This window comes from Streptomyces sp. NPDC043908 (genome assembly GCF_056435525.1).
In genome coordinates this window covers 138681-164994 of sequence record NZ_JBWKEI010000017.1, presented here as the reverse complement: position 1 = coordinate 164994, position 26314 = coordinate 138681, and the positions used below count along the sequence as shown (strand labels likewise).

The 26314-nt window shown below is 66.5% G+C and carries 27 protein-coding genes and 1 pseudogene; 13 read left to right on the top strand and 15 right to left on the bottom strand.

All coding sequences use genetic code 11. The features are described 5' to 3' along the window. Positions 1-490 precede the first annotated feature (490 nt). A complete protein-coding gene (locus AC069K_RS30830) occupies positions 491-832 on the bottom strand; it encodes a helix-turn-helix domain-containing protein (protein WP_478621800.1) in 342 nt (113 codons plus the stop codon). A 580-nt stretch (positions 833-1412) separates the two neighbouring features. Between AC069K_RS30830 and AC069K_RS30825 the strand changes: the two genes are divergently transcribed. After that, on the top strand, positions 1413-2006 hold the full coding sequence (locus AC069K_RS30825; RefSeq protein WP_478621798.1) for a hypothetical protein: 594 nt from the start codon (positions 1413-1415) through the stop codon (positions 2004-2006). 652 nt (positions 2007-2658) lie between these two features. Here AC069K_RS30825 and AC069K_RS30820 read toward each other — a convergent pair. From AC069K_RS30820 to AC069K_RS30800, 5 genes are read right to left on the bottom strand one after another with little or no spacing between them, the layout of a single operon-like run. Beyond that, positions 2659-2814: a hypothetical protein gene (locus AC069K_RS30820; protein ID WP_478621796.1), complete on the bottom strand. Its 156-nt coding sequence runs from the start codon at positions 2812-2814 to the stop codon at positions 2659-2661. Next, positions 2805-3038, bottom strand: coding sequence for a hypothetical protein (locus AC069K_RS30815; protein WP_478621794.1), 234 nt, complete (start codon positions 3036-3038; stop codon positions 2805-2807). Before AC069K_RS30815 ends, AC069K_RS30820 begins: the two co-directional genes overlap by 10 nt. A 13-nt stretch (positions 3039-3051) precedes the next feature. Beyond that, entirely contained in the window at positions 3052-3705 is a 654-nt protein-coding gene (locus tag AC069K_RS30810) for a hypothetical protein (RefSeq protein WP_478621792.1), read from the bottom strand. A 57-nt stretch (positions 3706-3762) separates the two neighbouring features. Continuing rightward, entirely contained in the window at positions 3763-4662 is a 900-nt protein-coding gene (locus AC069K_RS30805) for a 5'-methylthioadenosine/S-adenosylhomocysteine nucleosidase family protein (protein ID WP_478621790.1), read from the bottom strand. Beyond that, complete coding sequence (locus AC069K_RS30800; RefSeq protein WP_478621788.1) at positions 4659-6392, bottom strand: hypothetical protein; 1734 nt, start codon at positions 6390-6392, stop codon at positions 4659-4661. The genes AC069K_RS30805 and AC069K_RS30800 overlap by 4 nt, the downstream gene beginning before the upstream one ends. A gap of 84 nt (positions 6393-6476) precedes the next feature. Here AC069K_RS30800 and AC069K_RS30795 point away from each other — a divergent pair, with 84 nt between their 5' ends. Further along, a complete protein-coding gene (locus AC069K_RS30795; protein ID WP_478621786.1) occupies positions 6477-7205 on the top strand; it encodes an NUDIX hydrolase in 729 nt (242 codons plus the stop codon). A gap of 1161 nt (positions 7206-8366) precedes the next feature. Here the strand turns inward: AC069K_RS30795 and AC069K_RS30790 are convergent. From AC069K_RS30790 to AC069K_RS30780, 3 genes are all read right to left on the bottom strand, one after another. Then, complete coding sequence (locus tag AC069K_RS30790; RefSeq protein ID WP_478621784.1) at positions 8367-9134, bottom strand: transposase; 768 nt, start codon at positions 9132-9134, stop codon at positions 8367-8369. A 30-nt stretch (positions 9135-9164) separates the two neighbouring features. Further along, complete coding sequence (locus tag AC069K_RS30785) at positions 9165-9341, bottom strand: hypothetical protein (protein ID WP_478621782.1); 177 nt, start codon at positions 9339-9341, stop codon at positions 9165-9167. A 379-nt stretch (positions 9342-9720) separates the two neighbouring features. Beyond that, positions 9721-9921: a hypothetical protein gene (locus tag AC069K_RS30780; RefSeq protein WP_358833906.1), complete on the bottom strand. Its 201-nt coding sequence runs from the start codon at positions 9919-9921 to the stop codon at positions 9721-9723. Positions 9922-10669: 748 nt separating this feature from the next. Here AC069K_RS30780 and AC069K_RS30775 point away from each other — a divergent pair. From AC069K_RS30775 to AC069K_RS30765, 3 genes are all read left to right on the top strand, one after another. Continuing rightward, on the top strand, positions 10670-11053 hold the full coding sequence (locus tag AC069K_RS30775; RefSeq protein WP_478621780.1) for a hypothetical protein: 384 nt from the start codon (positions 10670-10672) through the stop codon (positions 11051-11053). Positions 11054-11652: 599 nt separating this feature from the next. After that, the gene (locus AC069K_RS30770) at positions 11653-12408 is read left to right on the top strand and encodes an RHS repeat-associated core domain-containing protein (RefSeq protein WP_478621778.1); all 756 of its coding nucleotides are present in this window, start codon (positions 11653-11655) and stop codon (positions 12406-12408) included. 16 nt (positions 12409-12424) lie between these two features. Continuing rightward, a complete protein-coding gene (locus tag AC069K_RS30765) occupies positions 12425-12613 on the top strand; it encodes a hypothetical protein (RefSeq protein WP_478621776.1) in 189 nt (62 codons plus the stop codon). A gap of 1372 nt (positions 12614-13985) precedes the next feature. On the opposite strand, the gene AC069K_RS30760 is transcribed toward AC069K_RS30765, so the two are convergent. Then, complete coding sequence (locus AC069K_RS30760) at positions 13986-14222, bottom strand: hypothetical protein (RefSeq protein WP_478621774.1); 237 nt, start codon at positions 14220-14222, stop codon at positions 13986-13988. 299 nt (positions 14223-14521) lie between these two features. On the opposite strand from AC069K_RS30760, the gene AC069K_RS30755 reads away from it, so the two are divergent. From AC069K_RS30755 to AC069K_RS30745, 3 genes are all read left to right on the top strand, one after another. Further along, the gene (locus AC069K_RS30755) at positions 14522-15025 is read left to right on the top strand and encodes an AMP-binding protein (protein ID WP_478621812.1); all 504 of its coding nucleotides are present in this window, start codon (positions 14522-14524) and stop codon (positions 15023-15025) included. Positions 15026-15096: 71 nt separating this feature from the next. Next, positions 15097-15726, top strand: a complete 630-nt coding sequence (locus tag AC069K_RS30750; RefSeq protein WP_478621810.1) for a hypothetical protein — start codon at positions 15097-15099, stop codon at positions 15724-15726. Then, a complete protein-coding gene (locus AC069K_RS30745) occupies positions 15723-16376 on the top strand; it encodes a hypothetical protein (RefSeq protein ID WP_478621772.1) in 654 nt (217 codons plus the stop codon). Before AC069K_RS30750 ends, AC069K_RS30745 begins: the two co-directional genes overlap by 4 nt. Here the strand turns inward: AC069K_RS30745 and AC069K_RS30740 are convergent, their stop codons facing one another. Next, positions 16377-17033 carry a non-ribosomal peptide synthetase gene (locus tag AC069K_RS30740; protein WP_478621770.1) on the bottom strand — a complete coding sequence of 219 codons (657 nt, stop codon included), beginning with the start codon at positions 17031-17033 and terminating at the stop codon, positions 16377-16379. It lies immediately after the preceding gene. 898 nt (positions 17034-17931) lie between these two features. Continuing rightward, positions 17932-18861 (bottom strand): LysR substrate-binding domain-containing protein, encoded by a 930-nt coding sequence (locus AC069K_RS30735; protein WP_478621768.1) that lies wholly within the window; start codon positions 18859-18861, stop codon positions 17932-17934. A gap of 79 nt (positions 18862-18940) precedes the next feature. Here AC069K_RS30735 and AC069K_RS30730 point away from each other — a divergent pair, with 79 nt between their 5' ends. From AC069K_RS30730 to AC069K_RS30720, 3 genes are all read left to right on the top strand, one after another. Next, positions 18941-19678, top strand: a complete 738-nt coding sequence (locus AC069K_RS30730) for an SCO6745 family protein (protein WP_478621766.1) — start codon at positions 18941-18943, stop codon at positions 19676-19678. A 51-nt stretch (positions 19679-19729) separates the two neighbouring features. Next, positions 19730-20332: a gamma carbonic anhydrase family protein gene (locus AC069K_RS30725; RefSeq protein WP_478621764.1), complete on the top strand. Its 603-nt coding sequence runs from the start codon at positions 19730-19732 to the stop codon at positions 20330-20332. 934 nt (positions 20333-21266) lie between these two features. Further along, the gene (locus AC069K_RS30720; RefSeq protein ID WP_478621763.1) at positions 21267-21623 is read left to right on the top strand and encodes a hypothetical protein; all 357 of its coding nucleotides are present in this window, start codon (positions 21267-21269) and stop codon (positions 21621-21623) included. 188 nt (positions 21624-21811) lie between these two features. Here the strand turns inward: AC069K_RS30720 and AC069K_RS30715 are convergent. Both AC069K_RS30715 and AC069K_RS30710 read right to left on the bottom strand, forming a co-directional pair. Further along, a protein-coding gene (locus tag AC069K_RS30715; RefSeq protein WP_478621761.1) for an IS5 family transposase occupies positions 21812-22536 on the bottom strand; the annotation gives its coding sequence in 2 pieces (ribosomal slippage) (positions 21812-22437 and positions 22437-22536; 726 coding nt in all). Positions 22537-22796: 260 nt separating this feature from the next. Continuing rightward, a pseudogene (locus AC069K_RS30710) lies at positions 22797-23032 on the bottom strand (IS21-like element helper ATPase IstB); the annotation flags it as partial. A 378-nt stretch (positions 23033-23410) separates the two neighbouring features. Here AC069K_RS30710 and AC069K_RS30705 point away from each other — a divergent pair. Then, positions 23411-23632 (top strand): hypothetical protein, encoded by a 222-nt coding sequence (locus AC069K_RS30705; protein WP_478621759.1) that lies wholly within the window; start codon positions 23411-23413, stop codon positions 23630-23632. A 128-nt stretch (positions 23633-23760) separates the two neighbouring features. Here the strand turns inward: AC069K_RS30705 and AC069K_RS30700 are convergent, their stop codons facing one another. Then, on the bottom strand, positions 23761-25617 hold the full coding sequence (locus AC069K_RS30700; protein WP_478621757.1) for a polymorphic toxin-type HINT domain-containing protein: 1857 nt from the start codon (positions 25615-25617) through the stop codon (positions 23761-23763). Positions 25618-25646: 29 nt separating this feature from the next. Between AC069K_RS30700 and AC069K_RS30695 the strand changes: the two genes are divergently transcribed. After that, a complete protein-coding gene (locus AC069K_RS30695; RefSeq protein WP_478621755.1) occupies positions 25647-26252 on the top strand; it encodes a dihydrofolate reductase family protein in 606 nt (201 codons plus the stop codon). Positions 26253-26314 lie beyond the last annotated feature (62 nt).

The following is a 26314-nucleotide window of genomic DNA, read 5'->3' as shown; positions in this document are numbered from 1 at the left end:
CGGCCGAGTAGGACAGCCCCGCCGCGCGCCGCCTTCCGGACCCGACGCGCCGCTACGGCGAAGCCATGACCGCACTGCCCGACTGGATGCGCCCGTAAGGCCGCTGGTCCGGGGAGGCAGGTGATCCTTCTGGGTCTTCGGTCGTGATCCGGGTGAGCGGTCTGCGGGCGTCCTGGGTGCGGGGGTGGGCTGGTTGGAGGGACCGTTCGCAGGTGGTGAGCGCTTGGCGGGCGGTGGCTTTCGCTTCGGCGCGGCGGCCCGGGCTGTGCAGGGCTTCGGCTGCATGGATGTCCACCGCTTCGATGCTGGCGCTGTCCGGCGAGGTGAGGTGTCGGACCTGGGCCAGTGCCTCGTCGTGGCGGCCCTGCCCGTTCACGCTGCGCGCCAAGACGCAGCGCAGGACCGCTGCCGTGGGTGCGTCCGCTCGTGGCAGGTTCCCGCAGCCGGGGCTCGCTGTTGGTCTGCTCTGCTGTATGGGGGCCAGGGCAGGTCAGTTGCCGGGGCTGTCCCGGTAGAGGGTAGCGGGCCACAACGGAGTGCCCAGCGCCGTCTCCAGCAGCAAAAGCGTATGCGTGGACGGAAGGCGCTGCACCTCCAGGACACGGACCACCGTCGGGTGGGTGAGCCCGGCGCGGCGCGCGAGTTCCCGGCTGCTGACGCCCTGCTCCTGCATGGCTGTGGCGAGAGCCCCCGAGATCGCGTGTCCAAGGCGGGCGCCGGGTGGGGCGTCGGCGGTCAGCGGTCCGGTCGGCCAGGTCCCGGAAGCCAGGTGATCACGCGGGATGATCTCGCGCGCCATGTCTTGCTCCATCGCCGTTGTCTGGTCGCTCATCCGCAGGAGCTCCATTGTCGTCCATGCCCTCCTGTCGGTCCTCCACATCGTAGTGGTACTTTTTTGTACCGCCATGGGGAGGAGGCCGGGTAAAGCGGATCCTTTCCGGAGCAGAGGAATCAGCAGTCGCCTCCCTGCGGCCAGCGACCCCAGTGAAGACAGTCATGCCCACCGGCGAGTCCGCCATTGAGCCAGCCGAGCCGGGCAGTGCTGCTGAGACGGGCTAGGCACAGCGGCCGAGTCCTCGTGGACGTCATGAGGCCGGAGACGAGGCACCCCGCGCACCCGGCGTGGTCCGCCGGGTGAACGGGCGACGGGGAAGCCAGGATCCTCACGCGGGCCTTGATCCCCCCGCTGGCCCGGGCGGAGTCGAGGGAAACCTGGAGATGACTGCGGCGAGCCCGGTGCGCGCTTCGCCGTGCTCGACACAGGAACGGCGCGTGGGCGTTCGCGGCCTGAGCTCGGCGCTGGCCATCAGACCGGCCAACCCCACCCGCTATCGGCTCAAGGACCGGCGCGCCGCCATCGAATACGACCAGGAAGGTGCAGACACATCGTTCATCTGGTCGACAATGAGGGCATGGACGTCCCTGAGCTGCTCGAATCAGCTTCCCTGCTGGTTCCGGAAGATACCGCCACCGAGAACGACATCACGGTGCGAGACATCTGGGACTACCTCGTCCACGACGAGTGGGAGATCGCCCTTGGCCTGCTGGAGGAACTCGGGGACGCTCGCGCGCTCCCTCTGGCGTTCTGGGAGAAGCTCGCCGAAGCGGCTGAGCAGCTCCGGATGGAGCGGAGCGCGGCCTGGTGCCATTGGCGGTGCTCCGAGATCCGTAACGGTTTGATCCGGGCGGATCTGACGCTCCGTGCTCCCGCCGAGACGCGACGCACGACGCCTATCCACTCCGGTGTTCTGCGACCGATGTGGGACATCGGACACCTCTCACCCAACGGTGCACGTGCGGTCAGCATGGCCTTCCTCTGGATTGAGAACGTGCCCATTCTGGAGCCCGGCGGACGAGCCACGGTTCGCCTCGTGCCTCTCACTCCCGCCCACTGGACGCACGTCCAGACTGGCCAGCAGATCACCATGCACGAGGACCGAACCGTCGCCGGCACCGCTGTCATCCTGGAGGTTCACCCTCCTGCCACCGCCATGCCCACACGATGACGCGACTGCCCCACAGCCTCCCTGCTGGCCCACGTATCTCCGCACTTGGTGGAGCCACTCGCAGCAGTACGCCGACAGCAGCCAACGCGGTATGCGGGCCGGCAGCTGGCGCAGCCCGTGCCCGCCTGGGTCAGCGCTGGTTCACCGAAGGCGGATCAGTGCATTGAAGGGCCACGTGATGATCTTGAGTGGTCAGGTCGTCTGCTCGCCGTGTCTCGCAGCATCGACGAGGGTGACGGCGACGCCGGCTGACCGGATCTCCCCGGCGAGCTCACAGAGGCCTGCATCTCGGGACGCGCCCTGCACGCGGCCCCTACCATGACCGCGCACACCGGGGAGTCCTCGGACGGCTTTGCTTCGTCCCGTTTCGCATAACCCCATGACTCGTACAGGGCCTGCACCTTGGGATGGGTGGTGTCCACGAGGAGCGGCACGAAGTCCACGTCGACCGACCGGATGAGTGCGTCGTGGATCTGCCGGGCCCGGACGGTGCCCTGCCAGACGGGCAGAACCATCAGCTCCAACAGGGCGAAAATCCGGCCGCGTACCCCCTGGCGCCGCCCGCCCGCCCCCTTCCACCAGCCACCTGGCTTGAAGCGGTGAGCCGTAGGCGTACCCGACGGCCCCCGTCTTCCCACCGTGAGACACACAGTCAGTCCGCGCGCGCCGCCCACAGGTCCACGAAGTACGCGAAGCGCTCACGCGAGTGGAGCGAGTCCGGGTCGGCCGCGTACACCTCGTCGTGCAGATCGAGGAGCAGGGTGCGGACGTCTGTTGCGTCGGCATGGGTGTACTGCTTCAGAGCCATGGGCGAGCCTTCTCGATCCAGCTCAAGGCCTCGGGCGCTTTCGTGCCGGTGGCCTCGACGAGGCGGTGCGTCAGGCTGAGTGCGTTCATGGTGCGCCGGGAGCCGGATCCCGCCGGGATCAAACAAGCCTGTTTTCGCCCGCTGTCACACACCACCCGTAAGAAGGCGTGCAGGCAGAAATCCGGCACGGCGCCAAGCCCTTTACCGGGCTGCGTAATTGACATCGGACGGTTCTATCTACACACGTGCTTCGGTGCTGTTTGCCCATGTGGTGTCGAATTGCTGGAGGGCGATGGTGTAGAGGAGGCCTGGTGCCCGTGCATACAGGCAGGGCGAGTTCCTGCCGTGGGCGTTGTCGCTGTAGAAGGTGAGGTAGGCAGCCTTGTCGGTGGCGATGACGCGGCAGGTGTGGGGGAGGTTGTAGCGGCGCAGCCGGATGCCGGGTTGCGTGTGCGCGGCTTGGGTGAGGTAGTCGATGTTGGCCCGGACCTGGCTTCTGAGGAGGTCAGCGGTGAAGCCTGGGTCGAAGTGGGCGACATGGTGGGAGCGGCGGTCGAGCCAGGAATCGTGTGGGGTGTCGGGGTCAGGGAGCAGGATCTGGACGGAGGCCGGTGAGGTTGTGCCGGACCACAGGGGGGCGAAGGTTTCGCGGGTGAGGATGTTGCCGCGTCCTGCCATGACTTTGATCCACTGGGCGTGGAGGAGGTCCTGGCTCATGGCGTGTTCTGCGGAGGCTTGGCGTCGGTAGACGCGGTGAAGGCCTGTGCCGGTGAACCAGGAACAGGCGGCGGTGAGCCACCACAGGGGGCGTGCGGCGCGCAGGAGGCTGAGGGTGAGGAGGAGGGTGCTGGTGGCCAGGGAGCTGAGGATGCCGAGCAGGAAGGCGTTCATGATGAGGCTCCGGTCGTGGGAGTGCTCCTTGTGGTGGTGCCGGTGGTTGGGTCTGGGTCAGCAGAGGTAAGGGAGCAGGCGGCTGAGGACGTGGGCGGCGTTGCGGCTCGCGAGTTCGTGGTGACTGTGGCCCTTGTGTTGGTCTGCGTTATCGGATATGCCGCGGATGACGATCCAGCCGGGGTTGGTTGTGCCGTGGACGGAGTTCTCCTGCCAGTACTGGCTGAGGCCGCCGGCTTCCATGTCCACGGCGAGGACCTTTTCGTGGTAGGTGGTGAGGTAGGTGCGGATGTCGCTGGTCCGGTCGGCGATGACGGCCTCGCCGGATCCGATGACTCCGGGGTAGACCGCGTAATGCTCGTCGGCGTGTGCGGTCATCTGGCCGTTGATGTGTGCCGGGGTGCCGTGGTCGGTGAAGTAGGCGTTCACGGCGTGGACGATGTGCGCCGGCGCCTGCCGGTGTTCTCCGCGGCGGCGGATGTCTCCCTGCGGATTGATCTTGCGGTTTTCGTAGTAGACGACGTCGGTGGAGACGATGACGTTGCCGATGCGGGCGTGGTCGTCGTGGATGCCTCCAGCGATGCCGACGAGGGCCCACAGCCGGGGGTTGTAGTGGCGGCGCAGGTGTTCCAGGGCGGCCATGGTGGAACGTTGGCCCTGACTTTGGGTCTGTATGGCCACGATGCGCAACGTGGCGTCGGAGACGGTGCGTTCGCCCCGGTAGAAGTAGAGGCCGCTGGGTGTCTTGTGGCGGTGGAGTGTTAACGCGTCGCTGACGGAGCGGAGTTCCTCGCTGAGGATGGTGACGATCCCGAGGTCGTACGGGACGTCTGCCTCGAGGGCGGGCTCGGCGGACGGCAGGGCGCTGGTCGTAGAGGCGTGGGCCTTCTCTCCGATGGCGATGGTGTTGTAGGTGTTGTTGTTGCCGCGGTTGATGAGGCCTTTGTTGGTGGTCATGTGGCTGCTCCGTTGTCGGCCGGTGCGGGCTGGTTCGCGGGGACGCTGACCTGAGCTGCGTCTCCCACGGCGTTGTTGGTGAAGCTGTTGTTGTCGCCGAAGTTGAAGATTCCACTGTTGATGATCTTGAGGGCGCGGTCGTTGAACACGGATGTGTCGACGTCCCGGCTCTGCAGGAAGTCGCTGGCCGCGCTGAGAAGGCGCTGCTCTATGGTTTTCAGACGTCCGAGGATGTCGCTCTTTTCCAGTTGGACCTTGGTCCAGGTCTGGGACGATTCTTGCCGTATGCTCACGCGGCTGCCAATCAGGACGTTGCGGATGGGAGTCGTGGTGAGGTCGCGGGGCAGGATGGCGGCCTTGGCCAGGGTGTAGAGGTACCGCAGGACTCGCCATGAGTGCTGGATGTCGGCAGGCAGCGCGCTCAGTTCGTTTAAGGCTGACCAGATGACGGCCGCAGCGCCGTGATGGCCGAACTCTTCGGCACGCTGGAATGAGCGCGGTGTGTGGGCGAGTACGCATGCTGCCGTCGACAGAGACAGGGTGCGTCCCTGCAGGCTGATGTGCAGCAGGACGGTCGCAACGAATTCGGAACCGTCGGCGGGCGTGATGATCTCGAGGAAGTGGTGCTGCTTCGATTCCGGCGTGTCGATGATGGAGCGCAGTTCACTGCGCGTGAAGTGATGGGGAAGCAGCGACCGATCGGCGGCGACATCGGTCTCGGCGACGTAGACACGGTCGCGGACCTCGGCGGGCAGCCGGACGTCGTGGCTGTCGGCGTTCAGCGGCAGCACTGCTTCGCTTAAGTATTCGACGAGTTCGTGCGCCCTGAAGGGCGGCACCGCGTGCTCACGCTCCTGCAGTGGCTCGTCGTCGGATTCTGCCCGCAGCAGCTGGATGCTCATCGGCGGGTTCCACTGGTAGACGAGTTCGCCGGCTCCGATGAACGGTGATTCATCCCCGAAGAGCGTGAACATGGTCAGGTCATCGTCCTCGTCGTCGGCATGCCGGGAGCGGCGGTACACGGCGCACATGTGATGCTGCTGGCGGTCGGCTGCCCGCTGGCGGCCGGACAGGCGGGAGGGGCGCAGGACAGGGGTGCGCAGTATGCGGTTGAGGATCAGCTGGCGTACGGCTCCGACGGCCAGGTAGACCAGCGTGAGCGCCCCGGCCAGCCAGAGGGCCGCCAGTGCCTGGCGGGGATACAGGAAGCTGGTGGTCAGGATGGTCAGGACCAGCCATATCGCGGCCGCGGTGACCCGTTTGACTACGCGCGCTTTGGGCGTGGTCAAACGCGGGAGGAGAAATTTGAGGAGAAAACGGTGAGCCCGTAAGGGGTCCGGAACGCGACGCCGGGACCTGCTGCCCGCCATCGACTGGCTGTCGACGCCTCGCAGCACTACCGCCAGACGCAGCAGCAAGAGCAGGCCGAAACCACTGGCGATGAGGACGGCCACGGGAGTGCTCCCGGTGAGCAGGGGACCGGCTATCGCGGCGAGGACCGTGACACGGGGGAAGGCCCTGAGCGCAGCGGCCCGCCATGCGTGATGCATGACCGGGACGATGTCGAAACCGTAGGACGGAGCGACCCTGCGGTGCGGCGCGGTGCAGACTTCGTCGATCACCAGGTCGCGGAAGCGTTCGTCCACATACACGCCGGCACACAGATGACGTGTGGCGGCCGTGAGTTCGGGCGTTGTCTCCTGTGCAGGTGGCGCGTCGGACGTGGTCATGTCCTACCCCCGGCTCCTACAGTTATGGTTGATGCGACCATAAGTGTCGGCGGACTTTAAGTCAATGAGACCTTTAGGGGTGCGGTGGACGACTGGCTGAAAGACTCGGACGAGGTCGGACCCTCCTGGCTGACCGTAGACCTCGCGATCTTCACCCTGAGAGACGACCAGCTGATGGTGCTCCTCATCGAGCGCGGCCTGGACCCCTTCCAGGGCATGCCCGCGATGCCCGGAGGCTACGTACAAAAGAACGAGACCCTGCACGAGGGCGCTCTGCGCGAGCTGGCGGAAGAGGCCGGCATCGACGGCAGCCGACTGCACCTGGAGCAGCTCGGCGCCTACGCCGACCCAGGACGCGACCCGCGAGGCAGAGTGGTGACGGTCGCCTACCTCGCACTCGGTCCCGACCTGCCGGTCCCCGTCGGCGGAACCGACGCCGCACGCGCATTCTGGGCACCCGCGGCACACGTGGAAGACGGCACGCTCACCCTGGCGTTCGACCATCAGGCAATCCTGACCGAAGCCCTGGAAGAGGTCCGCCGGAAGATCGAGTACACCGCAGCGGCGACCGCCTTCTGCGGCGAGACATTCACCCTCACCGACCTGCGCACGGTGTACCAGGTCATCTGGGGCCAGCAACTGGACCCCAGCAACTTCCGCCGCAGAATCCTCAACACCCCAGGATTCGTGCAACCGACGGGTGACCAGTGGCTGCCTCCCACCGGCCGTCCAGCCGCCCTCTACCGCCGCGGACAGGCATGGGTACTCAACCCGCCCCTGCTACGCGCCACACCATCCTGCCAACGCGACTGAGACCGCTCCACGCTCGCCCACGGCCAGCTGCGGATGCGGGTGACGTACGGAGCCCTCAGCGGCTGGACGTGCAGGGCGCTGGCCTGTATGCCTGCTGCAGCGCACCGGCCAGCAACACCTACGCCTGGGCGACGGCGGTCTTCACCACCGGGGCGACTCGATATGGGCGCGCGCGACCGGAGCGCAGGCGCGAGGACCCAGCCCGGCAGGGACCGGCAGCCTCCGCTCACCCATCGCCGGCGGGGAGCACCCAGCGGCCACAGACGGGGAAAACCGAACTGCCCCCCCCCCCCGCGGGCATGAGACGGCCATGGACAGTACCGCACCAACATCTCGCAGGGGAAGCGGACACCGGCCCTCAACTGTGCGCACCCTCAGGGGAGTTTGCGGCCTGGGCGCTTCACAGGCGCAGTCAGGTCAATGACGGCCCGTAGGCGTGTCCCGTTGGCGGGTGTGGTCAGTGCCGCATGTAGCGACCAAGGGGAGGTCGGCGACCGTTGTCGGGGACTGCTCGGTGGGCGTAGCTGGGGTGTGCTGGTGACTGAGAACAAGGGTGCAGGCCTGGCCCTGTTCGTCCGCCAGGTGCACGCTGCCCGCTGCCCCGCATCCGCCACCGCTGGCGCGACGAGGGCGGTTATCACGTGCTCTACCGCGGCCGGGTCTGGGCGGTAGCCCTATCCCCAGAGCTGGTGGACGATGCGGCGCTGCGCGGTGGTGGCGGTCCATGGGGCGGATTCCAGCGGCCAGTGCACGCAGCGGCGGTTCGCCGCGTCACACCCGCCCGGGCGCCGCGGAGAGCTGGCTTGGGTGCGATGGTGGTGTCGGGCGGGAAGGGGGACGGCGGCTTCTTGGACGCCTTCAAGGTCTTGGGCGGGTAACTGGCCCGTGCTCCAGCGCGGCGATCTGGGAGCTCGCAGTCAAGTTCCGGTCCCCTCCCCCGGCATGCACGTCGCTGAGGCCGCGCCTGGGCCATGGCGGGGAGCGGGGCGGCAACCCGTCAGCGCCTCGCGCGAACCGGCAGGGCGCTCGGTCAGGACGCCCGTGTCCGTCGTCGATCTGGCGGGGCACCACACCGAGGATCAGATTCTCCAGGGCGTGCGGCATGACTCCGAAGCTGGCGACCCACGTCTCAACTAGAGGTTGTCCCGTATGGGGTTGGAGTTATTGACTGAGGGCGAGGTTGTGCAGGCGGGCGATGCCGAGCATGGCTTGGTGGACGCCGTTGCCTTTGAGTCGGCAGTCGCGGAGGATCTTCCAGTTCTTGAGTCGGGACAGGGCGTGTTCCACCCGGGCCCGGGCCTGTCGGTGCACGGCGTTCTCCGCTTCCTGCTGAAGGCTGAGTTCCTTCTGACCTCGTCGTCTGCGGTGCGGGATGAGCAGGCCGGTGCCCTGGTAGCCGCCGTCGGCGATGACCGGTGCACCGCGGCAGGCCCGGTCGACGCCGGACTCGGTGAACGCCCGGCAGTCGTTGCGGCTGCCCGGCAGCGGGAGGCCAATCGCCACGACCAGGCGGCTGTTGGCATCGATGACGACCTGCAGGTTGGTCGAGTAGCGATAGTTCTTGCTGGAGGCCGCGATGCTGCGGTCCCGGGTGGGGACCAGGGTGCCGTCGATGATGTAGACGGTGTCCTTGCGCGGTCGGCGGGCCGGCGAGAGGGCCAGCAGAGGCGCGAGGTGATCCAGGACCCGGTCGGCCGCCGACTTGGAGATCCCGAACAGCGGCGCCACCTGCCGCAACGTCAGGTTGGTCCGCCAGTAAGTCGCCACCAGCAGGATCCGGTCGGCCAGCGGCAGCCGCCACGGCCGACCATGCTGAACGTCACCACCACGGCGTCGCACCAGCGCCACCAGCATCGTGAACTGTGCCTCGGTCAGCCCGGAGAACGGCTCGATCCACTTCGGATCATCAGCTGAAATTACCCCACCCATGCCCAACCAACGCACCAACCACCCCAACAGTTACGGGACAACCTCTAGGTAGATCTCACTGTTCTCGCCGATACCGAGAATGAATCGGCTGCCATCGAGCTCGCCGAGAGGGAAGAGCTCTCGGCCGAGCGCATCTCTCCATTCGAGGAACCGGCCCTCCTCCCCCCAGGCCAGCTCGGGGTCCAGCTCGAACGGCTCGCCGGGCACGGCTGATTCCCGGGCCGGCGGTCCTCACGGACAGCCTCCCGAACTCCGGGCTTGTGCCCGTCACTCTCCGACGGATCAGGCTTGCCACCGTACTTGCCCACCGGGCGACTCCCCCGCCTCGCTCTGCGTGCCGGGATCGTAGCGGGGGTCGGCGGCTCCAGTCGAAAGGGCGCCACTACCGGGCATGCAGGAATGGGCTGTCCGATGTCCCTAACGCCGACGCGTCCCCCGCGGGCTCCCGGCGCCCCAGAAGCAGCAAAGCCGCGGGGCCCGCCGGTTGGCCAGTACCTGAAGGAGCGGGGCGGCCCACAGTGCGACCTGGGATTTATACAGGGGCAGGACGGCCCCAGAGCGGGAGAGGCCGAAGGGACGTGATGTGTCAGATGGGACGGTACATTTCCTCGGTGGTGCCGGGCGGCAGTGCGCGTGTCATGTGGAGGTAGGCGGTCCCGTACGGGGTGTCGCTCCGCAACAGCTCCCACTGGTCCAGTTCGTGTGCCAGGTAGCGGCGCAGCAGGTCACGAAACTGCTCGAACTCCTGATCGCTCAACGGCCCCGCTCCGTCTGCCTGCTTGGTCATCACCCGACCCTAGGGCCGTCGTAGGTGATCAGCATCCAGCACCGTGGAACTGGCGACGTGATTCTCAGCGACAGGCGCACGGGTACCGCTCCCCTGTCCCGGCTGAAGTATGCGTTGGTGGACGACGAGGAGTTCGACCAGCTCAACGGACTTCTGCGGCCTTATAAACGACGACTCCCGCATCCAGGCCGTACTGACGGGGCTCCTGAAGACGCCAAGTCAGGAGGAAGAACCCTGGGCAGGGCAATTCCAGTCGGCCGAGTCGATCGTCTTCCCCTCCGCATCGCTGAGGTGGAAGCAGTCACCATTGACCCACACCGTGACCGACTCGGGCCGATGGTCGACCTGGAATGGCTCGTCCACGCGCAGAGTCCCGGACCAGGAACCATCCAACGCAGGCGAGTGGGTGACCATGACCCACGTCTGGTTCGGGAGAATCTGATGCGTATCCGCCCAGGGCTCCACAGTCAGCTCCAACGCCGCCTCACCGCCGCTGCTCAGCAGCAGCCGCGCTGCTCCCCGGTGGTCACCCCCGGCCCCTCCTTGTCTCTACGGACGCAGACCGCGCTGGCCCACGCGACCCGATCATCACACGCCACGATGACCTGATCGTGGGCGCGTCACCCGAGCTAGTGCCTCGTCAGGCAACGTTCGCCTCCTCTGGGGTCGACTGTCGAGAGCCAGAGGGCCACATCCTGTGGCCATGGGAGCGGAACTGTGGTGGCGAGTACTCCCGTAGGGTGCTCGGGTGTTCAATTGGCTTGAGATCAGCGTGTTGCCCCCATGCCCCCGATGGGCTGCCCAGCTGTCTTTGCGGATCGATGGCGAGGAAGTGCTGGCAGCCGCGATCGGAGAGGGAGGCCGTGGCCCGTTTGCCGAGAAGGTATTGCCGGTCGATGGCCATGATTCCCTGTGGGCAACCGGTGAGGGTCGACGTGTAGAGCTGGGTGCGCCCGAGTGCACGGGTGGATGCTGTGGCTACCTGTCCGTGTTCGTGCAGCGTCACGGCGGGATCGTGGAGTGGTCCGACTGGCAGGTGCCCTTCAATGAGGCGCGCCCTCCGACTTTTCACTTCGACGCCGATCAATACGACGCCGCACTGACCCGCGCGCTGACAATGTTTACCTCGTGACCGTCTGCCGCGTGGGCACTTCCCTGCGCGGCGGACCGGGCCGGGAAGGCCGTCGTCGACAAGGCAAACGTTGCCTGATTCCTTTGTAGCGGCACCGAGTGGAGACCCTCAGTCCCTTCGTGCTGTTCGAGTACCGCACCGTAATGCCTGAACGCTGCATGGCGATCGACGCCTTGCATCAGAGCGGCAGGCGGTCCGGGTGCTCGTGCGTGGTGGTGGTCGCGTGGACGCAGGGCGGATGTCTGGTAGGCGCCGTGCTCTAGAGGCCTTCGGCTAGCAAGGCGGCGCCCGACGTCTTCGTGCCCCCATCGCCGGGGGTGTTGGCGTGCGCCGGTTCCGGACGGATGCCTTTGCTAGATCCGGCTGCGAGGCCTTGTGCTAGAGCGGCGGTGTCCGGGGCCATCGAGCGTCAACACCCTCGTACTGATCCCTCGTGGGTGTTGGTGGGACGAGCCCACTGCACGTGACCTCTCGATATTCGCGAGCCGTCTGAGCTCCGGGGTAGACCGAGGTCCACCGACCAGAGCGAGCGCATCCGCCTGGGCGACACCTACTTCCACAACGGACCCCTGGGCCTGGCCGGCACCAACACCGGCGGCGTGGACACGGGATTCAACCGCGAACCCCAGGGCACCCTCAACTCCATGACGAACGGGGCCAGTTCGTACTACTACCTCACCGACGCGCTCGGCTCCGTCATCGCGCTCACCGACGACACCGGCACGAAGGTCAACAGCTACACCTACACCCCCCGAGGCGCCGACCGCACAACCACGGAGAAGATCCCCCAGCCCTACCGCTTCGCCGCTGGCTACAAGGACCCCACCGGCCTCTACCACCTCGGCGGCCGCTACTACGACCCGGCCCTGGGCCGCTTCACGCAGCCCGACCCCTCCGGCCAGGAGAAGAACCCCTGCCTCTACGCCGATGGCGACCCCGTCAACCGCATCGACCCGCAGGGCCTTTCCTTTCTTTCGAAGGTCGGGGATTTCGTTGACTCCGCTAACGATATCTGGGGGGCCGCCACGGGTTGCATAGGCGGTATTGGTGCCGCGTCGGAAAGTGGAGTCACGACAGCTGCCAGCACGTTCGGGGCCCTGGGGAACCGGTGCCGCAAGTGTCGGCGGCTGCGCTGTAGGCGGAGTAGTCGGTTACTACAACACAGGCCTACTCACCTACGGACAGAACCCCGCGCCAAGCGCTCCGGGGCCCTAACTGGAGAATACCTGCATCGCTTTCCCTGCGGTGGTGCTCGAAGCGCCACCGCAGGGGAGGGTTTTACGTGGTCACACAACATCCATCATAGAGACCGTGTGATCACGTGCTCCCATCCCATAATGGGCGTATGTCCGTAAATCCAGGAAGGCCGGGATGAAAGACAAGGTCAAGCTCAAAGCATTCGCTGTCATTGTATTTGGCGTATCACTCTTTGCCGTAATTAACGGCGGTCGAACAAAAGAGGCGATCCCCATCGTTCTTGGGAGCGCGGGCCTCCTATCAGCTGCAACACTGACATTCCTTCTGATGGTTCGCGACCCAAGGCGTCGACCTATGAATTGACCAGAGCTTGTATAGGGCGAGCAGGGCCGTCGGCTAGGGCCTGGCGAGCGGTGTCGCGGCCGACGGGCCGAATGCGTTTGGCGTGGCGGAGCAATAGGCGCAGCGGCTGCGGCTCCGAGTGCCATAGGCGGAGACGCGGCAGGTAAGTTCGCAGAAGACACGACCACGGACGCCTGGCCATAAGAGAACTGGTCGGGGCGGGTGGATTGCCGCCCGCCCTCAAGAGAGGCAGGAAGAGAGATGCAGCAGCTGGCGGGAAGGGGATCGCATATCCCCGACGGCTGGGAGATTCCTGTATTCCTGGGGTCGCTGTCTGTCGTGATTATCATGATCATGATTGGGCGATGGTACGGCTGGGGTGGGAAAAGGAAGTAACAAAAATGGGCCACGGAAGCGCAAAATTGCGCGGAACCTGGGTAACGTAATGCTATTCTTCGCCTTAGTGAGCATATCTTTAGGGATCGCGCTCGTCGCCGATGCTCAGCCTAGCGCCATCATGGCAGCCCCCATAATTACTGCCAGAGTAGGGCTGCTCCCTATTATTGCTGGCAGGACCAAGACTTCATGAACAGCTAACGCTCCACGACGTCGGCTGAACACGAGCCGACGTGCGTCTTGGGGAGCCTGGGCTGTGGCAGGTCGGTCAGGTTTGTGTGGCGGCACCACCGCGCTCGCTCGGAAGGCGCCCGTCGGGACGAGGCCGGTCACCAAGGACGCCCGAACCACTCGGGAGTCACCGCCCTCGACTTGGACCTCGCGGGCGCGCTGGCCCTCTCCCACCCCCGGCCACCGCCCGCTGAGCGGCTCAGGCCGTCCTCGGCGATGCCATCGCCGCGGGCTCACCCTTCCCAACGACGTGCCAGACTCCCGCCAGGTGGGGTCGGTGTTCCCCAACCGACTGTCACCCCAGCGCAAGCGGCCGCTGCCCTGTGATTCGGCGGGCCCGTTCACCGTGGCCCGGACGGCTGTTTGCGCGCGAGCGCCGGCTGGCTACTCGAACAGGCCGGGTACCACCCGGGGTGCCGGATCAGCGCAGGGGTGTCCTGCTCCAACGGCCGCGCCCTGACCCTCGCTGCACGCAAAGCGGCCACGGGCGCCTGCTTCACCGCCGCGAGTCATCGGATGCCGGTGCAGGAGGGGCGGGGCAGCTGCGCGTGGTGCTGCTTTTCGGCGTCAGGCACCGCGGCCTGATGCGCCTCGTCCTGAGCCTGGCGTCGCTGGTGCAGCCGCCGATCCGCCGCGGTCGTCCTCGTGCGACGTTCTAGGATTTCCTCGCCACCATGGCCTCGCACAAGACCTTGCCGCCGGTACGGGATCTTCGGGAACGGATCGCAGGGGTCGGCTGACGCGACCCGACGGGGCCCGGCCGGGGTCAGACGATCGGTGGGCGGCCGGCACGCGTCAGCCGCCACACCGTGCGCCACGACATCGCCCGCCGTTCCCCGGCGTCCATGAGCAGCCCCTCGGCGAACCCCCGGATCCACACCCCGAGATTTCCCGAGGACCGGAACCGCCAGATGCTGATCAGGATCCAGGCGGCCAGGTAGACGGGGATGAGCGGAGCCGGCAGGCGGCGGCGCGCGACCCACACCCGGTTGCGAGCTACCATCCGGTAGAACGGCTTGTGCCGGGCCGGTTTCGTCGCCGGGTGGTACACCTCGATGTCCCCGGCGTAACCAGCCGACCCGGCCTAGTACTGCAACGGTCTTTAGTGTGACGGTTGGGCAGTTTCGGGTGGGGTGTGGCCGCGTCGTTTGTAGTGGCTGAGGCGGGCTTGGTATTGCCTTCTCCGGCGCCAGTGGGACCAGCAGGATGTACTCGACGGAGACGGGCCGGCGGTGGGTGAGGCGGTTGGTCAGGCGTCTGATCTCGGCGAGGCTGAGGTGGATGAGGTCGGAGGATCCGTTTCTGCTTTGTCCGTGTCGAGTTCGCGGGCCCGCAGGACGGTCAAGGCGCACCTTCTTCGTTCTCCTGCCCTTCCTGGCGAGCGGAGCGCCGGTCGCGCTGCCCGCCCGCTCCACACGCGTACTGTCCCGCCAACTGCGCCGCCTCTCCCCGCAGGCCACGTATCTGACGCCACCGCAGCTGAGGCGGCTGCTGACACAGGGCGCCCGCTTCAGCGGGCGGGTGTGGACCGGGTCGGCCCCCGCGAGCGCCCAGCTGCTCACCCGCGTCAAGCAAGCGGGAGCCGACGAGGCGTGGGGCGTCTACGCGCTGACCGAGCTGTTCCCCGCCGCAGCTGTCGAACAGGCGGAGAAGACCGCCTTCACCCGCGCGGGCGACCTGGTCGGCGCGCTCCTCCCCGGAGTAGCGGCCAAGACCGACGCCGCCGGGGAGCTGCTGCTGTCCGGGCCCTCCGCCCGGGACCGCTACCTCGGTGAGTCCCCCGATCCATGGGTGCGTCGTCGGTGACCTCCCAGCGGTGCACCCGGTACCAAAAGCCCGTGGCGACGAAGTAGTGGGTCCGGCATCATCCCCGTGTGATGGTGATGCAGCCCGTTCTGGAGATATCCGCAGCCGACGGCTTCGCGCTCTGCCCGGTGGCCGAGCGCAAGTCATGTGGCTACCTCGTGCTGAACGGGGAGCTGACTCCGGCGGAGGTCGGCACGGCCGTTATGCGGATCGCCGACTGCAACGACTTCGAGCCGGAGGACGAGCACGGGCCGTGCCCGACCGACCCACTCGGCATGTCCCTGCACGGGCTGCTCCCCCTGCCTGATCTGTTCGCCTCCGGCGGGTTCCGGGTGACCGACAACGCCACCGACACCGTCTTCGTCGAGCCTGGCTGCTGTAACGGCCTGGAGGGCTGGCGAGACTGGCTGGAGGTGCTCGACCGTACCGGCTGCGCCTCCTTCGGGCACGATCCATCCTCAGTGGCCCAACGCGTCAACGACATTGTCCGGCTTACGCTCGATGCCCACAGGACGGACGACAGCAGCCTGGTGACCGAGCTTTCGGTAGACCAGGTACGCAGGCTCCTCGTCGGCGCCCAGCAGGATTTGCAGGACTTCCTCAGCCTTGCCGGGACCTGGGCTGAACAACACCTGCCGGCCCACGCCGGCGCCGTCACCGCCGCCCTGGCACGGGCAGTGGACCTGGTGCCCGCATCATGACCAGCTTTCTGACCCACCGAACGCGTGTGCACGACGACAACCTCCCCCTCTTCCGGCGGCACAGCGCGCTGCGGACCTGCCTCACCGTTTTTGCGCCTTACGGTCTGCGGGCGACGTACCACCACCTCACGCTCAGCGCCGCGATCCCCCGGCAGCTGGAGGCGGACCCGGAGGCGCTGGTGCGGGCAGTGGAGGAACTGCACGAAGCGCGGGTGCTGTGGCTCGCGCGAGCAAAGGAGTACGCCGCGCAACGCCGGGCAGAGAAGCGGGCCGGGCGGCGGGCCGTACCAGAGCCGCGACCGTGGTGGCTGCGGAGCTGGTGGGAAAACCCGAACCGTGCCTGGTTCGAATACCCGTTGCGCCACCCGCCGCTGCGGCTGCCCGTGTACGTCCGACGGCAGAACGCGATTCTGGACGGCGCCGAGCCGCCTGGCTGCCCGGCTTGCGGGGATGAGCGCCTGCCACTTCTGAGCTCGACGGGGCACGGTTGGGCCGAGCTGTGCCGTGCATGCGCGTGGGTGCTGGCGCCATGTCCGTGCGGGCAGCGGCACCGGTTCGTGCCAGAGACCCCGTTCCACTGGAACGAGATCTGGCAGCGGGCGCACATGAGCGACGACGGCACACCGAACCCACAATGGCCTGCGTACTAGCTAGTGCATCAGCTCGGCGTGGGGATGCTCCGGTGCCTTCGGGCAGACGTAGAGCTGCTGGTCGTAGCCGCTGCCTATCTGAATCGCGGTGTGGTTGAAGCCGATGGATGGTTTGTCGGCGGGTTCCTCGTGTGGGAGCCAGCTGCTGTTGTTGGCGGCTTCGAACGTGGCGATGGTCAAGAGGGCATCCATGTCGCTGTTGCAGGTGGGGCAGAGCCGTGGGGTGGGGTCGGTGGCGCCCCAGCGAGGCCATCCGCCGACTTTCCAACCGGGTGCACCGGCCAGCTCGTCGTCGTAGAACTCCTGCGGATATGACGCGTAGGCGCTGTTCACCCCCGTGTCGGCCGCCTGCCACACGCTCCAGTTTCCGAGCTGCTCCTGGAGTTCCTCGCTCAGCTCCAGGTGGTCGGGGTATTCGGTGACCTGCTCCGGGTTGAGCAGGCACGGCTCGGGCAGATAGCCGTCGAACTGCATAGCGGGTGGTTCCGGGGGCGCGGTGAGGATGGCGGTGACTGTGGCGGCCGCCCGCCAGAACAGCGCGGTCCTGGGCATGATCGGGTGGTCGAAGGGGCACCACAGCACCTGGAGCAGGTCGGCTCCTTCGGGCGTCTGCGGGTCGGGGATGTCCCGCGCGTACAGTTGCGCGACTGGGAGCATCGCTATGGAGCCCTCATACGGGGCGACAGCCAGCTGGAGCGGAAGCTCCTGCGGGGGGCGGATTCGCTCAAGGGTCTCTCGTTCCTGCAAGGTCAAGACTCTGCCGCGCGAGGCGGCACGCATCAGTCGTTCCAGCCTCACGTCCGCTGGGGACAGGGCCAGGTTCATTCCGTCCACGACATGAGGACCGTCGCAGTGCGGCCACGGCTCGTCGGTGGGCCACAGCAGAGGTCCGCCGATGGAACTGTCCTGCGGCGATGGCGACCCGGGGCGGGGGTGCAACCGGGTTGCTGTGCGGGCCAGCGGAGCCAGTTGAGGGAATACAGCGGTCACGTCGAACGGCCGCGGCGGAGTGGTCGGGGTACTCGTCATACCCGCGATCTTGCCAAGTGACTCTGACACCTGGGGCACAAGGTCGTGCACAGGCGGCCCAAATACAGGTGGTGACCGAACTCAAGGTCTGGAGCCGCGGTCATTCGTGGATGCAGATGAAGAGGGCGGAAAGGAGGAGGGCAGCCTTGGTAGGCGATGGCGAACTTGTCGCACGGCCGGCCCACGCCACTGCAGGGGAAGGGCTAGTTCACAGAAGTGACCAGGCTGAACGAGATCGCTCCGGACCAGACAGGGAGGGGCATACGGCGTCCCAGACCCCCAGGGGGCGGCCACCTACTGTCGGGTCTTAAAATTCCCGGCACAGTCTCAGCCGCAATGGCGCCGCTTTGGCGCTTGTGCCATCCATCCGAGATTCGCGGGGCGGGTGCCTCGCCTGCTGGGTGACGCTGCGCGAGGCTGGCACCGTCGCGGTCGCCGCGCTGGTGCCGTGGTCTTCAGGGCGGCTGCCAAGGACGCGATGGGCGGGGGTCCTGGCCCTGTTCGCCCGTTGCGTCCGGTCCTGTTTTCAGGTCGGCGGGAGGTGCGTGGTGCGGTCCTGCCGCGCTACTGTGCGGAGCGCCGCGATGACGGCTGTGGTCGTCGGGTTGGTCGTTTCGGTGTGGCGGGTCGCGGCGAACAGGAGGCGCTGGATCGGGTTGTCCTCGATGGGGGCCGCGCGGATTCCTGGCGTGGCCGGGTCGATGGCCGTCCGGGGGGCGAGCGCGGTGGCGAGGCCGGACCGGGCGAGGGTGAGCTGGGCGGCGATGTCAGCGGTGACGTAGCGGGGCGTGGGTGTGAAGCCGGCCTGCTGGCAGGCTTGCAGGATGGCCTGTCCGCAGTCCGTGGTCGGCGGTGGCACGACGAGGTGGTCCGTGGCCAGTTCACGTAGGCCGACGGGCCGTCCGTCGGATCTGCTGACGGCTCCGTCGGTGGCGGTGACGACGAGCAGCGGGTCGTCGAGCAGCGGTGAGACCGCGATGCTCTTGGGCGTGGTCTGCGGCATGTGGGGGTAGTGCTGCCCCAGCACCATGTCGACGGTGCCGAGTGTGAGTTCGCGCAGTTGTGCCTGGTCGGTGACGAGGCAGGTCACAGCGAGCTGCGGATGGTCCGTGCCCAGCGCGGTAAGCGCGGGGGCCACGATCCTGGCGATGGTCGACGGCAGCGCGGCGAGCGTGGCGGTGGTGCCGACCGTGCCCTTGACCGCCGCGACGGCGCATTCGGCTTCCTCCATGGCGGCGAGGATCCGGTCGGCGTGTTCGAGGAGGACGCGTCCCGCCTCCGTGAGCGCGACGGTCCGCCCGTCAGGACGCAGGAGATCAACCCCGACGTCGTGTCTCAGCGCGGCCAGCTGCTGGGACACGGCACCGGCGGACAGCGCCAGCGACTGGGCGGCCGCGGTGATGGAGCCACGGGCAGCGACGGTCCTGAGCATGTGCAGACGGCGGATATCCAGCATGACTCGATAGATTACCTAAAGGATTTCATCAGTAATCATCCCCTTGACCTGCCGAGTTGGGGTGAGCGACCTTCTGTGCATGGAGATCTTCGACTGCATCGCCGCCGTGGCCAGGCCGGTCCACGACTTCGGTGACGAGTTCATGTCCGACGACGCGACCGCCGCCATCGGCCTGCGCGCTGGGTTCTCCCCGGGGCGCGGCTTCTACTGCCGCGGCCGGTTCGGGGTGCTCGGCGAGGCGCCGGCCGCCGTCGTCCAAGCGGTGCAGGGGTTCCTCGGCCCTGATCTCGTCGCCACCGGCTGGCGGGACGGCCGGCCCGTTATGCCGACGGAGGAGGCCGCCGCCTGTTACGCAGAGGCTGTCCGGACGTGGGGGCGCGCCCATATTCCCGCCGGCGCCGATGTGGAGCACTTCAACTGCCTGGCGCAGCAGCTGATCGAAGCCGCCGACGCCGACGCGCTGCCCCTGTTCGCAGGCTGGCGCGCGCAGGCCGTGCCCGGCGACGATCCGGTCGGGGCGGCGATGCAGCGCATCCACGTCCTGCGCGAACACCGCGGCGCCTGCCACCTCGTGGCGGTACGCCTGTCCGGGCTGAGCGCCCGGGAAGCGATGGTCGTCAACCTCGGCGTCGAGCAGGCGACCCACTACGGCTGGCGCGAGCCGGGTCCGGCCGCCGCCGCCCTGATCCCCCGATGGCAGCGCGCCGAGCGGCTCACGGACGAGCTGCAGGCGCCGCTCTACGCCACGCTGACCGCCCGGCAGCGCGCCGTGTTCGCCCGGCTGGTCGACGCGCTGACCGGCGCCCGGCCCTCATAACCGTATAGCGCAGACACTGGCAGGCATACGAAAGGACGGCTGATCGCGGCCATGCTTCTCACTCACGAGGGTCGTTCGCCCTCCATCCACCCCACCGCCTATGTCGCTCCGAATGCCACGCTGTGCGGGGACGTGCGCGTGGGAGCCGGGTGCCGGGTGCTGTTCGGCGCCGTGCTCACCGCCGAGAACGGGCCGGTGGAACTGGGCGAAGGCTGCATCGTCATGGAGAACGCGGTCCTGCGTGGCACCCGACGGGATCCGCTAGTCCTGGGGCGGCAGGTCCTGGTGGGCCCCACCTCCTACCTGACCGGCTGCCGGGTCGAGGACGAGGTCTTCCTGGCCACCGGCAGCCGCGTCTTCAACGGAGCACGGATCGGGACCCGCTCCGAGGTACGGATCAACGGCATCGTGCACCTGCGCACGGTCCTGCCCGCCGACTCGACGGTACCGATCGGCTGGGTCGCCGTCGGCGACCCAGCGCGCATCCTCCCGCCGGAAGACCACAACGGGATCTGGGAAGTGCAAAAAGAGCTCGACTTCCCCGGCCACGTCTTCGGCCTGGACCGGCCCGGCGAAGGCCAGAGCCTGATGCCGGCCATCTCCGAACGCTTCGGCCGCAGCCTCGGCCGCCACAGCAACGACCAACAGATCTGAGCCCCTCTTGGAGCGCGAGGGTCCAGGGTTGAAGAACACCCGGTAAGCGGACACCACAAGGAAGTTCCACGTTCGTGAGACTGAGCGGCCGTGCCATCGACCCAAGACCGCGGAAGAGCTGCTGGTCGGCGGGCCACTACCTATGCCACGACCGGCGAGACCCTACACAGGCAACCAGCCTAAAACGGTGCATATCCGCAGGCAGCTGGAGGCAGATCGACGGCTTCTGGCTGCCCACTGAGATCGCGTCGGCAGCACCTGTCCGTTCTCAGTGAATTCAGTCGCTGTCTCAACGAACTGAGTCTGGTTCCCAGAGGTTGCCCCGCGGACGGCGGCAAGGGGCAGCGTCATCGCAGAATCTCATGAAGGAGTGCGGTCGCTGATCGAGGAGCTGGCGGCGCGGGAGGCTGGGGGTGCGCCGTTGCCCCCGGGAAGAGGCCCTAGCGGCAATCTGGCCCAGGAAGTCTGCTACTGGCATGCTGACTCGGTACCGGGTGCGACCCAGCGCGACCAAGGGGGGCGGGTCACATGGTGCTTTGGCAGGCGTGTCTTTGGGGGTTAGTGGGCGCTGGTTCTGTGGAGGCCTGGGACCTACATACCGTGATTCGTCAAGCGAAGGGGTTCCCTTGGAAGGGAAAGGAACCTCTCACATTGGCCGAGTACCTCGTTTCGGTGGTCATCCGTATGGGTTTGGGTGCCGGTTTGGGCGCTGCATTCGCGCAGACAGGGCAGGTGTCTGGAGCGGTCGGTTTCGTCGCCATCGGTGTTGCTGCGCCAAAGGTTCTTGAACAGCTTGCTCTTCAGGGGACGCCTAAGTCCACGGAGAGGTCGCCCGCGTCTCAGGACGGAATCGCTCCCGCCCCAGCTCCGAGCAACGCCGCTCCAGCATCATCCAGTGCAGTCCCCACTGCCTTGCCAGAAGGAGGCTCCGCAGATGCCCCATGATCACAGTTTTGCTGCCAACGTGTGGGGGAACATCACACGGACTGGCGGTGTGTTCAGCCAAAACACGGTCGTGGGTACCGGAGAGGAACGTGAGGAACTATCTCGGCGCCTGGACGAACTCAAACAGCTTCTGGTGACGTATGAAGCGTCGCTGAGTGACGGTGCCCAACTGCGCGAGATTGCGGAAGAGCTGGAGAACCAGCTCTCGCAACCGCAACCAAACCGAACTGTCATCCGCACCCTTCTGGTGGCTTTGACTGTTGGGACGGGAGGCGTCGGTGCCGTTCTTGTAGCCGTAAGCCGCCTCACGCAGTTGATTTCAAGGCTGATCGATTTATCAGTCTGAAGCTCCCCCTTCGACCAGCGAAACGGACACACCGGAGCCACGTCCTCGAACCGAGTCGTCACGCAGTCCTGCGGCGGACCCCGCCGACGCTCGCGTGCAGCCTCCACGTACGACAGCTCGACGTACGGATTGGCAAGATCCGTCCCAGTTGGTACAGGTACAGCCACCCAGTGGCCTCACAAGGCATTTCATTTGGGCAGTCGGCGGTAACAGATGAGAGTGGCGGCGAGGGAGGTGAAGGCGAGGAAGTGTTCGGGCTTGCGCTCGTACCGGCGGTTGAGTCGTCGGCATCCGCCAAACCAGGCGATGGTGCGTTCGACGACCCACCGGTGTCGGCCCAGGCGTTCGGAGTTCTCGACGCCGCGGCGAGCGATGCGGGGTGTGATGCCCCGGCATCGTAACCATTTCCGCAGGTGGGGATAGTCGTAGCCCTTGTCGCCGTGGAGCTTGTCCGGCCGCCGCCTGCGGGGCCCCTTGCGGGAGCGGATCGGCGGGATGCCACGAACCAGAGGCTCGAACGCCTGACTGTCGTGCAGGTTGGCCGCGGAGATGCCGAGGGAGATCGGCAGCCCGTTCCGGTCACTGACGGAGTCGATCGCGCACCGCGACCAGTTCAGCTCTCCCTGAGCACCCAGTTCATCGAGGACCAGCCGGTGCAGCTTGGCCCACACGCGGGCCTCGGACCACTCGGTGAACCGCCAGAACGCAGTCACACCCGACGGCCCGAACCCGGGCGGCAACTGGTTCCACGTACAACCTGACGTGGCCACGAACACGATCGCGGCCAGAACTTCACGATCCCCAAGCGAACGGCGCCGCCCCCCTGCGGGCGGACAGGCGCGGACGGCACCACCTGCTGAAACAACTCCCACAAACCGTCCGGCGCCATCCGCTCAACAATCCGAGTTGCCATACAGCCAGCATCCCGCAATCACGCCAAACGAAATGGTCTATAAATCGACGAGCCGCATGTTCGTCTCGTACGTCACGGTGAACTCCTCATGACGGTGAAGAGCAAGACAGCGGTACCCAGCCAACGGGGCCAGCGTGCGGGCACCTGCACCCAACCGGAACACGGCCATCACCCGCAAGAAATCCACCCCAAAAGAGCCGAAACGCGTCACCAACAGACTGGGGAAACCACCCCTGCTCGATCCAGGCGAGGTCTATCCAGCCGAAGGTGAGGCGGTCGACGGCCGCACCAAGGCGGGGGCCAGTGAGAGTCCTGGCCCAGCCGGAGAACAACTCGTTTGAGGCGATGGGCACGCTGGCAGAGCCTGCAACAGGCGTTCGACGCCGCGGCTCATGTAGCCGAGCTCATGAAGGCAGAGTAGGGCAACACAGCCGCGGCGGACGATGGTCTTGGTCAGCAGCCTCTGGGCGGCGGCTTCGACGAGTTCGTTGACGAGCATCGGGAGACGCGGCGATCGCGGGGGCGATAGCCAGCAGCCACTTGCGCGCTGCGCTTGCCCGTTTCCCACCGGCGCACCGTGGACACGCGCGTCCGGCACGCCAGCAGCAGCGTGACGTGGCCACTAGCCTGTGGCTCATGCGCCTGGATGAGCCCCCTGCGCGCGGAAGGGGGCCCGTCCACATGATTACGAGTTGTCGTCTCGAATCATCGCGCTACGCATTCGCATCATCTGAGTATGAACCAAAAACATTTTACGGCTCGATTCCCGGACCGCGGACTCGCGGTAGGTTCTCTCGATGATGTCATTCAGGAGAAATTCAGGCCGAATCTCAACTAATTTCCCCAGCAGGTCTCGCGTGAAGACGCTGGAAACATGGGCGAGATCAATGAATTCGCTCACCCCGATGACATCCAGATCGTCGATCCGAGCTTGCACGGCACCCTTTTTCTCCATAAACCGAAGGACTGGACCGCCGGGCGGATGCATCCTGGCGGTACCGTCTGCGGCGAGCAGGTTTACCGAGAAGCGAAGCGCCAGGGCGAAATCCAGGAGCGGGATGTCCTTGCACTCCACATGTACGTCCCCGATTCGTAGCCGAAGTGAACCCGTGAACCATCGCTCGCGGACTCTCCATTCCTCCGCCTGCAGAATCTCTATCGGCGTGAGCGAATACTCACCTTGACGATGCGATCCGATTTGATACTCGAGACCTGCCGTGCGGTTCACTCGGCTGCACTCGGGAGTCCAGGCGCCCATGGATAGGCGTCGCGGATAGTTCCATCCGGATTCAGGATAACCTCGACGTAGTCCAACTCGTATTCCCCGCGATCTTTTCCGGCCTTCCCGACCCATCCTCCGTCGCCGATATCCTCCGGCATGGGCGCCCTGTGAATCGTACCTGTTCGGCTGTCGGTGTTAGGGATGCCGTGAGGGTCGCGCTTCAGCACTTCGTTGATGGCTCGGTTCCAGTCGGAGGAGGGGATCGTCCAGTAGGACTTGTCGCTCGTACGGATGGACCCGTTCACCGAGTGTTTGCTCTCGATGTACTTGCGTACACCCTCCGACAGGAGCGGGCAGCTTGTTGTTGAGTTGTGAACGAGTACCGGTACGTTCCCTGCGAGCACGAAATACGTGTGCAGTTCGGCAACGGTCAGATTGTATGCCGACTGGAGTCGGTTCCAATGCCGGATCCGGGCGATTTCGACCGCGGAGCCGTTTGCGGCCTGGAGCCGGTCGCCGGGCGCGAGCTGCGCCGCGTCGGTCCATTTCTTGGACTTCAGATTCCAGAACGGGTGGTGGTCCGTGGCGATCAGTTCACTTGAGGAGCCGGAACCGACGACTGTTATGCCACTGAAGTCACGGTCGTCCGGGGTGTAGATCGTCCCCACGACACGTCGCGCCCCGGAGCGCCCGGAAACCGGATCGGCCGACTGGACCTCATCTCCGGCTCTGATCTTTTCAATTGCGCGGGTCGATCCGTCCCCCATGAGGACACGGGTGCCGGCCGGGAAACTATTGGGGCCGCAAGGGCTGCGCTTGAAGAATTTACCGATGCCTTCAAGGACAGCCCCGGCGCTCGCTCCGAACTTGGAGGCCCACCGGCTGCCCTTCAGGGCGGAGGCAATCCATCCGCCCACCGGAATCATGGCGGCACAGGAGAGGGCGGCATCTGTCGCAGAATTATCATCCCCGACACCCAGGTAGGGGTATTTATCCGCCAGGTTGGCTTCGATGGCGTAGGCAATACAGTTCACGCCGTCCGCGGGCTCACCGATCCCCGGCACCAGACCCAAGATGTCGAGCTTGAGATGGATGTACTCCATCAAGCTCATACCGGGCGGAACCTCGTTGCCAGCAATGGCTTTGATGAGCGCCCAGGTCTGCGCGGATTCGGCAGATTGCAGGTCCGACAAGATGTCGGCTTCACGGATGGCGGTCTCCTTCTCGAGACGCGCCTGCATTTCCTGGGTGTAGCGCTCAGTCTGATAGCGCGTCACTGCGGCCTTGGCCTTGGCGACTGCCTGGCTTGCGCTTTCCCCTGCGTTCACTGACGACTGCCGTGCCTGTTCCGCAGCCTGGAAGGCGCTCGCGGCGTAGCCCTGCGCGGCGCTGTAGCTCGCCTCGGCCGACGCCGCTGCGTTCGACGCCCTGCGGGCGCTGTTCTGGGCCTGGACATCGGCCTTGCGCGCGGCCACCGCAGAGGCGGTGGCAGCGCTGGCGGAGCTGCTTGCCCGGTTGGCGGCCTGGCTTGCCTGGGTGGCGTACCCGTCTGCCTTCTTGGCATAGTCGGCGGCGGTCTGGGCATGGCCGGCTGCCAGGTCTGCGTGGCCTTGCGCCGTCTCTGCTGCCTTGGCGGCGTCGTACGCGGATCGGTAGGCCAGGGCGGAGTTGGCGCTGGCGGCGGCGATGATGCCTTGGATCTGCTCGATGTGGGCGGCGTTGAGCTGGTCGCGTCGTTTGGCCTTGAGCTGGCCTGACTCGATGAAGGTGATCAGGTTCGTGTCGGGGCTGGCGCACCTCTGGGTTTTCTCGTTACTGCACAGCGTGGCCGATGAGTTTGTGGCTCCCGGCCGGTCCATGCTCGTGACACCTAGGAAAGGACCCCACCATGTCGGAGCTTCTCGTCGACTTCATCACGTCCCTCGACGGCTACGCCTCGGGAGAGGGATGGCCCGGGTTCTGGGGTCTGGAGGGCCCGGAGTATCTCGCCTGGCTCGGCGAGCAACCCAAGGTCACCTACCTGATGGGAGCCAACACCTACCGCCTGATGTCCGGCTTCGCCGCAGGCGAGGTCCCCCAGGGCCAAGACGAGTTCAGGCCCGAAGAAGAGGCCTCCTTGGACGAGCTCACGCAAGCACCCAAGGTGGTGTTCTCCTCCACACTCCAGGAACCCCTGACGTGGGCCAACTCCACGCTCGTCCGCGACGACGCCGTCGAGGCGGTCCGCTCCATGAAGGCGGGTGACACGGGGCTCCTCAGCACCATCGGCAGCCTCAGCCTGTGCCGGTCCCTGATCCAAGCCGGACTCGTCGACCGCTTCCGCGTCGTCATGTTCCCCGTGATCACCGGGGCCACAGGCGAAGAACGCATCTACGACGGCTATCCCGACGTCACCCTCGAAATGATCGAGCACCGCACCTTCGACGGCCGCATCCAACTGGTCGAGTACAGGCCCCGCGTACTCGACCACCCACCGCTCAGCGCCCCTGCCTGACAGCCCCACATCCGGCCGGTCCGGACGGCCGCCAGGCGGGCGCCGACAGGCGCGGAGCTTCG

Excerpts from the sequence above, each read along its gene's own strand:
- AC069K_RS30830 (WP_478621800.1), bottom strand. The coding sequence starts at position 832 with ATGAGCGACCAGACAACGGCGATGGAGCAAGACATGGCGCGCGAGATC.
- AC069K_RS30825 (WP_478621798.1), top strand. The coding sequence starts at position 1,413 with ATGGACGTCCCTGAGCTGCTCGAATCAGCTTCCCTGCTGGTTCCGGAA.
- AC069K_RS30820 (WP_478621796.1), bottom strand. The coding sequence starts at position 2,814 with ATGGCTCTGAAGCAGTACACCCATGCCGACGCAACAGACGTCCGCACC.
- AC069K_RS30815 (WP_478621794.1), bottom strand. The coding sequence starts at position 3,038 with ATGTCAATTACGCAGCCCGGTAAAGGGCTTGGCGCCGTGCCGGATTTC.
- AC069K_RS30810 (WP_478621792.1), bottom strand. The coding sequence starts at position 3,705 with ATGAACGCCTTCCTGCTCGGCATCCTCAGCTCCCTGGCCACCAGCACC.
- AC069K_RS30805 (WP_478621790.1), bottom strand. The coding sequence starts at position 4,662 with ATGACCACCAACAAAGGCCTCATCAACCGCGGCAACAACAACACCTAC.
- AC069K_RS30800 (WP_478621788.1), bottom strand. The coding sequence starts at position 6,392 with ATGACCACGTCCGACGCGCCACCTGCACAGGAGACAACGCCCGAACTC.
- AC069K_RS30790 (WP_478621784.1), bottom strand. The coding sequence starts at position 9,134 with ATGGGTGGGGTAATTTCAGCTGATGATCCGAAGTGGATCGAGCCGTTC.
- AC069K_RS30780 (WP_358833906.1), bottom strand. The coding sequence starts at position 9,921 with ATGACCAAGCAGGCAGACGGAGCGGGGCCGTTGAGCGATCAGGAGTTC.
- AC069K_RS30765 (WP_478621776.1), top strand. The coding sequence starts at position 12,425 with ATGAAAGACAAGGTCAAGCTCAAAGCATTCGCTGTCATTGTATTTGGC.
- AC069K_RS30760 (WP_478621774.1), bottom strand. The coding sequence starts at position 14,222 with ATGGTAGCTCGCAACCGGGTGTGGGTCGCGCGCCGCCGCCTGCCGGCT.
- AC069K_RS30750 (WP_478621810.1), top strand. The coding sequence starts at position 15,097 with ATGGTGATGCAGCCCGTTCTGGAGATATCCGCAGCCGACGGCTTCGCG.
- AC069K_RS30745 (WP_478621772.1), top strand. The coding sequence starts at position 15,723 with ATGACCAGCTTTCTGACCCACCGAACGCGTGTGCACGACGACAACCTC.
- AC069K_RS30740 (WP_478621770.1), bottom strand. The coding sequence starts at position 17,033 with ATGCTCCCAGTCGCGCAACTGTACGCGCGGGACATCCCCGACCCGCAG.
- AC069K_RS30735 (WP_478621768.1), bottom strand. The coding sequence starts at position 18,861 with ATGCTGGATATCCGCCGTCTGCACATGCTCAGGACCGTCGCTGCCCGT.
- AC069K_RS30730 (WP_478621766.1), top strand. The coding sequence starts at position 18,941 with ATGGAGATCTTCGACTGCATCGCCGCCGTGGCCAGGCCGGTCCACGAC.
- AC069K_RS30725 (WP_478621764.1), top strand. The coding sequence starts at position 19,730 with ATGCTTCTCACTCACGAGGGTCGTTCGCCCTCCATCCACCCCACCGCC.
- AC069K_RS30720 (WP_478621763.1), top strand. The coding sequence starts at position 21,267 with ATGCCCCATGATCACAGTTTTGCTGCCAACGTGTGGGGGAACATCACA.
- AC069K_RS30705 (WP_478621759.1), top strand. The coding sequence starts at position 23,411 with ATGGGCGAGATCAATGAATTCGCTCACCCCGATGACATCCAGATCGTC.
- AC069K_RS30700 (WP_478621757.1), bottom strand. The coding sequence starts at position 25,617 with ATGGACCGGCCGGGAGCCACAAACTCATCGGCCACGCTGTGCAGTAAC.
- AC069K_RS30695 (WP_478621755.1), top strand. The coding sequence starts at position 25,647 with ATGTCGGAGCTTCTCGTCGACTTCATCACGTCCCTCGACGGCTACGCC.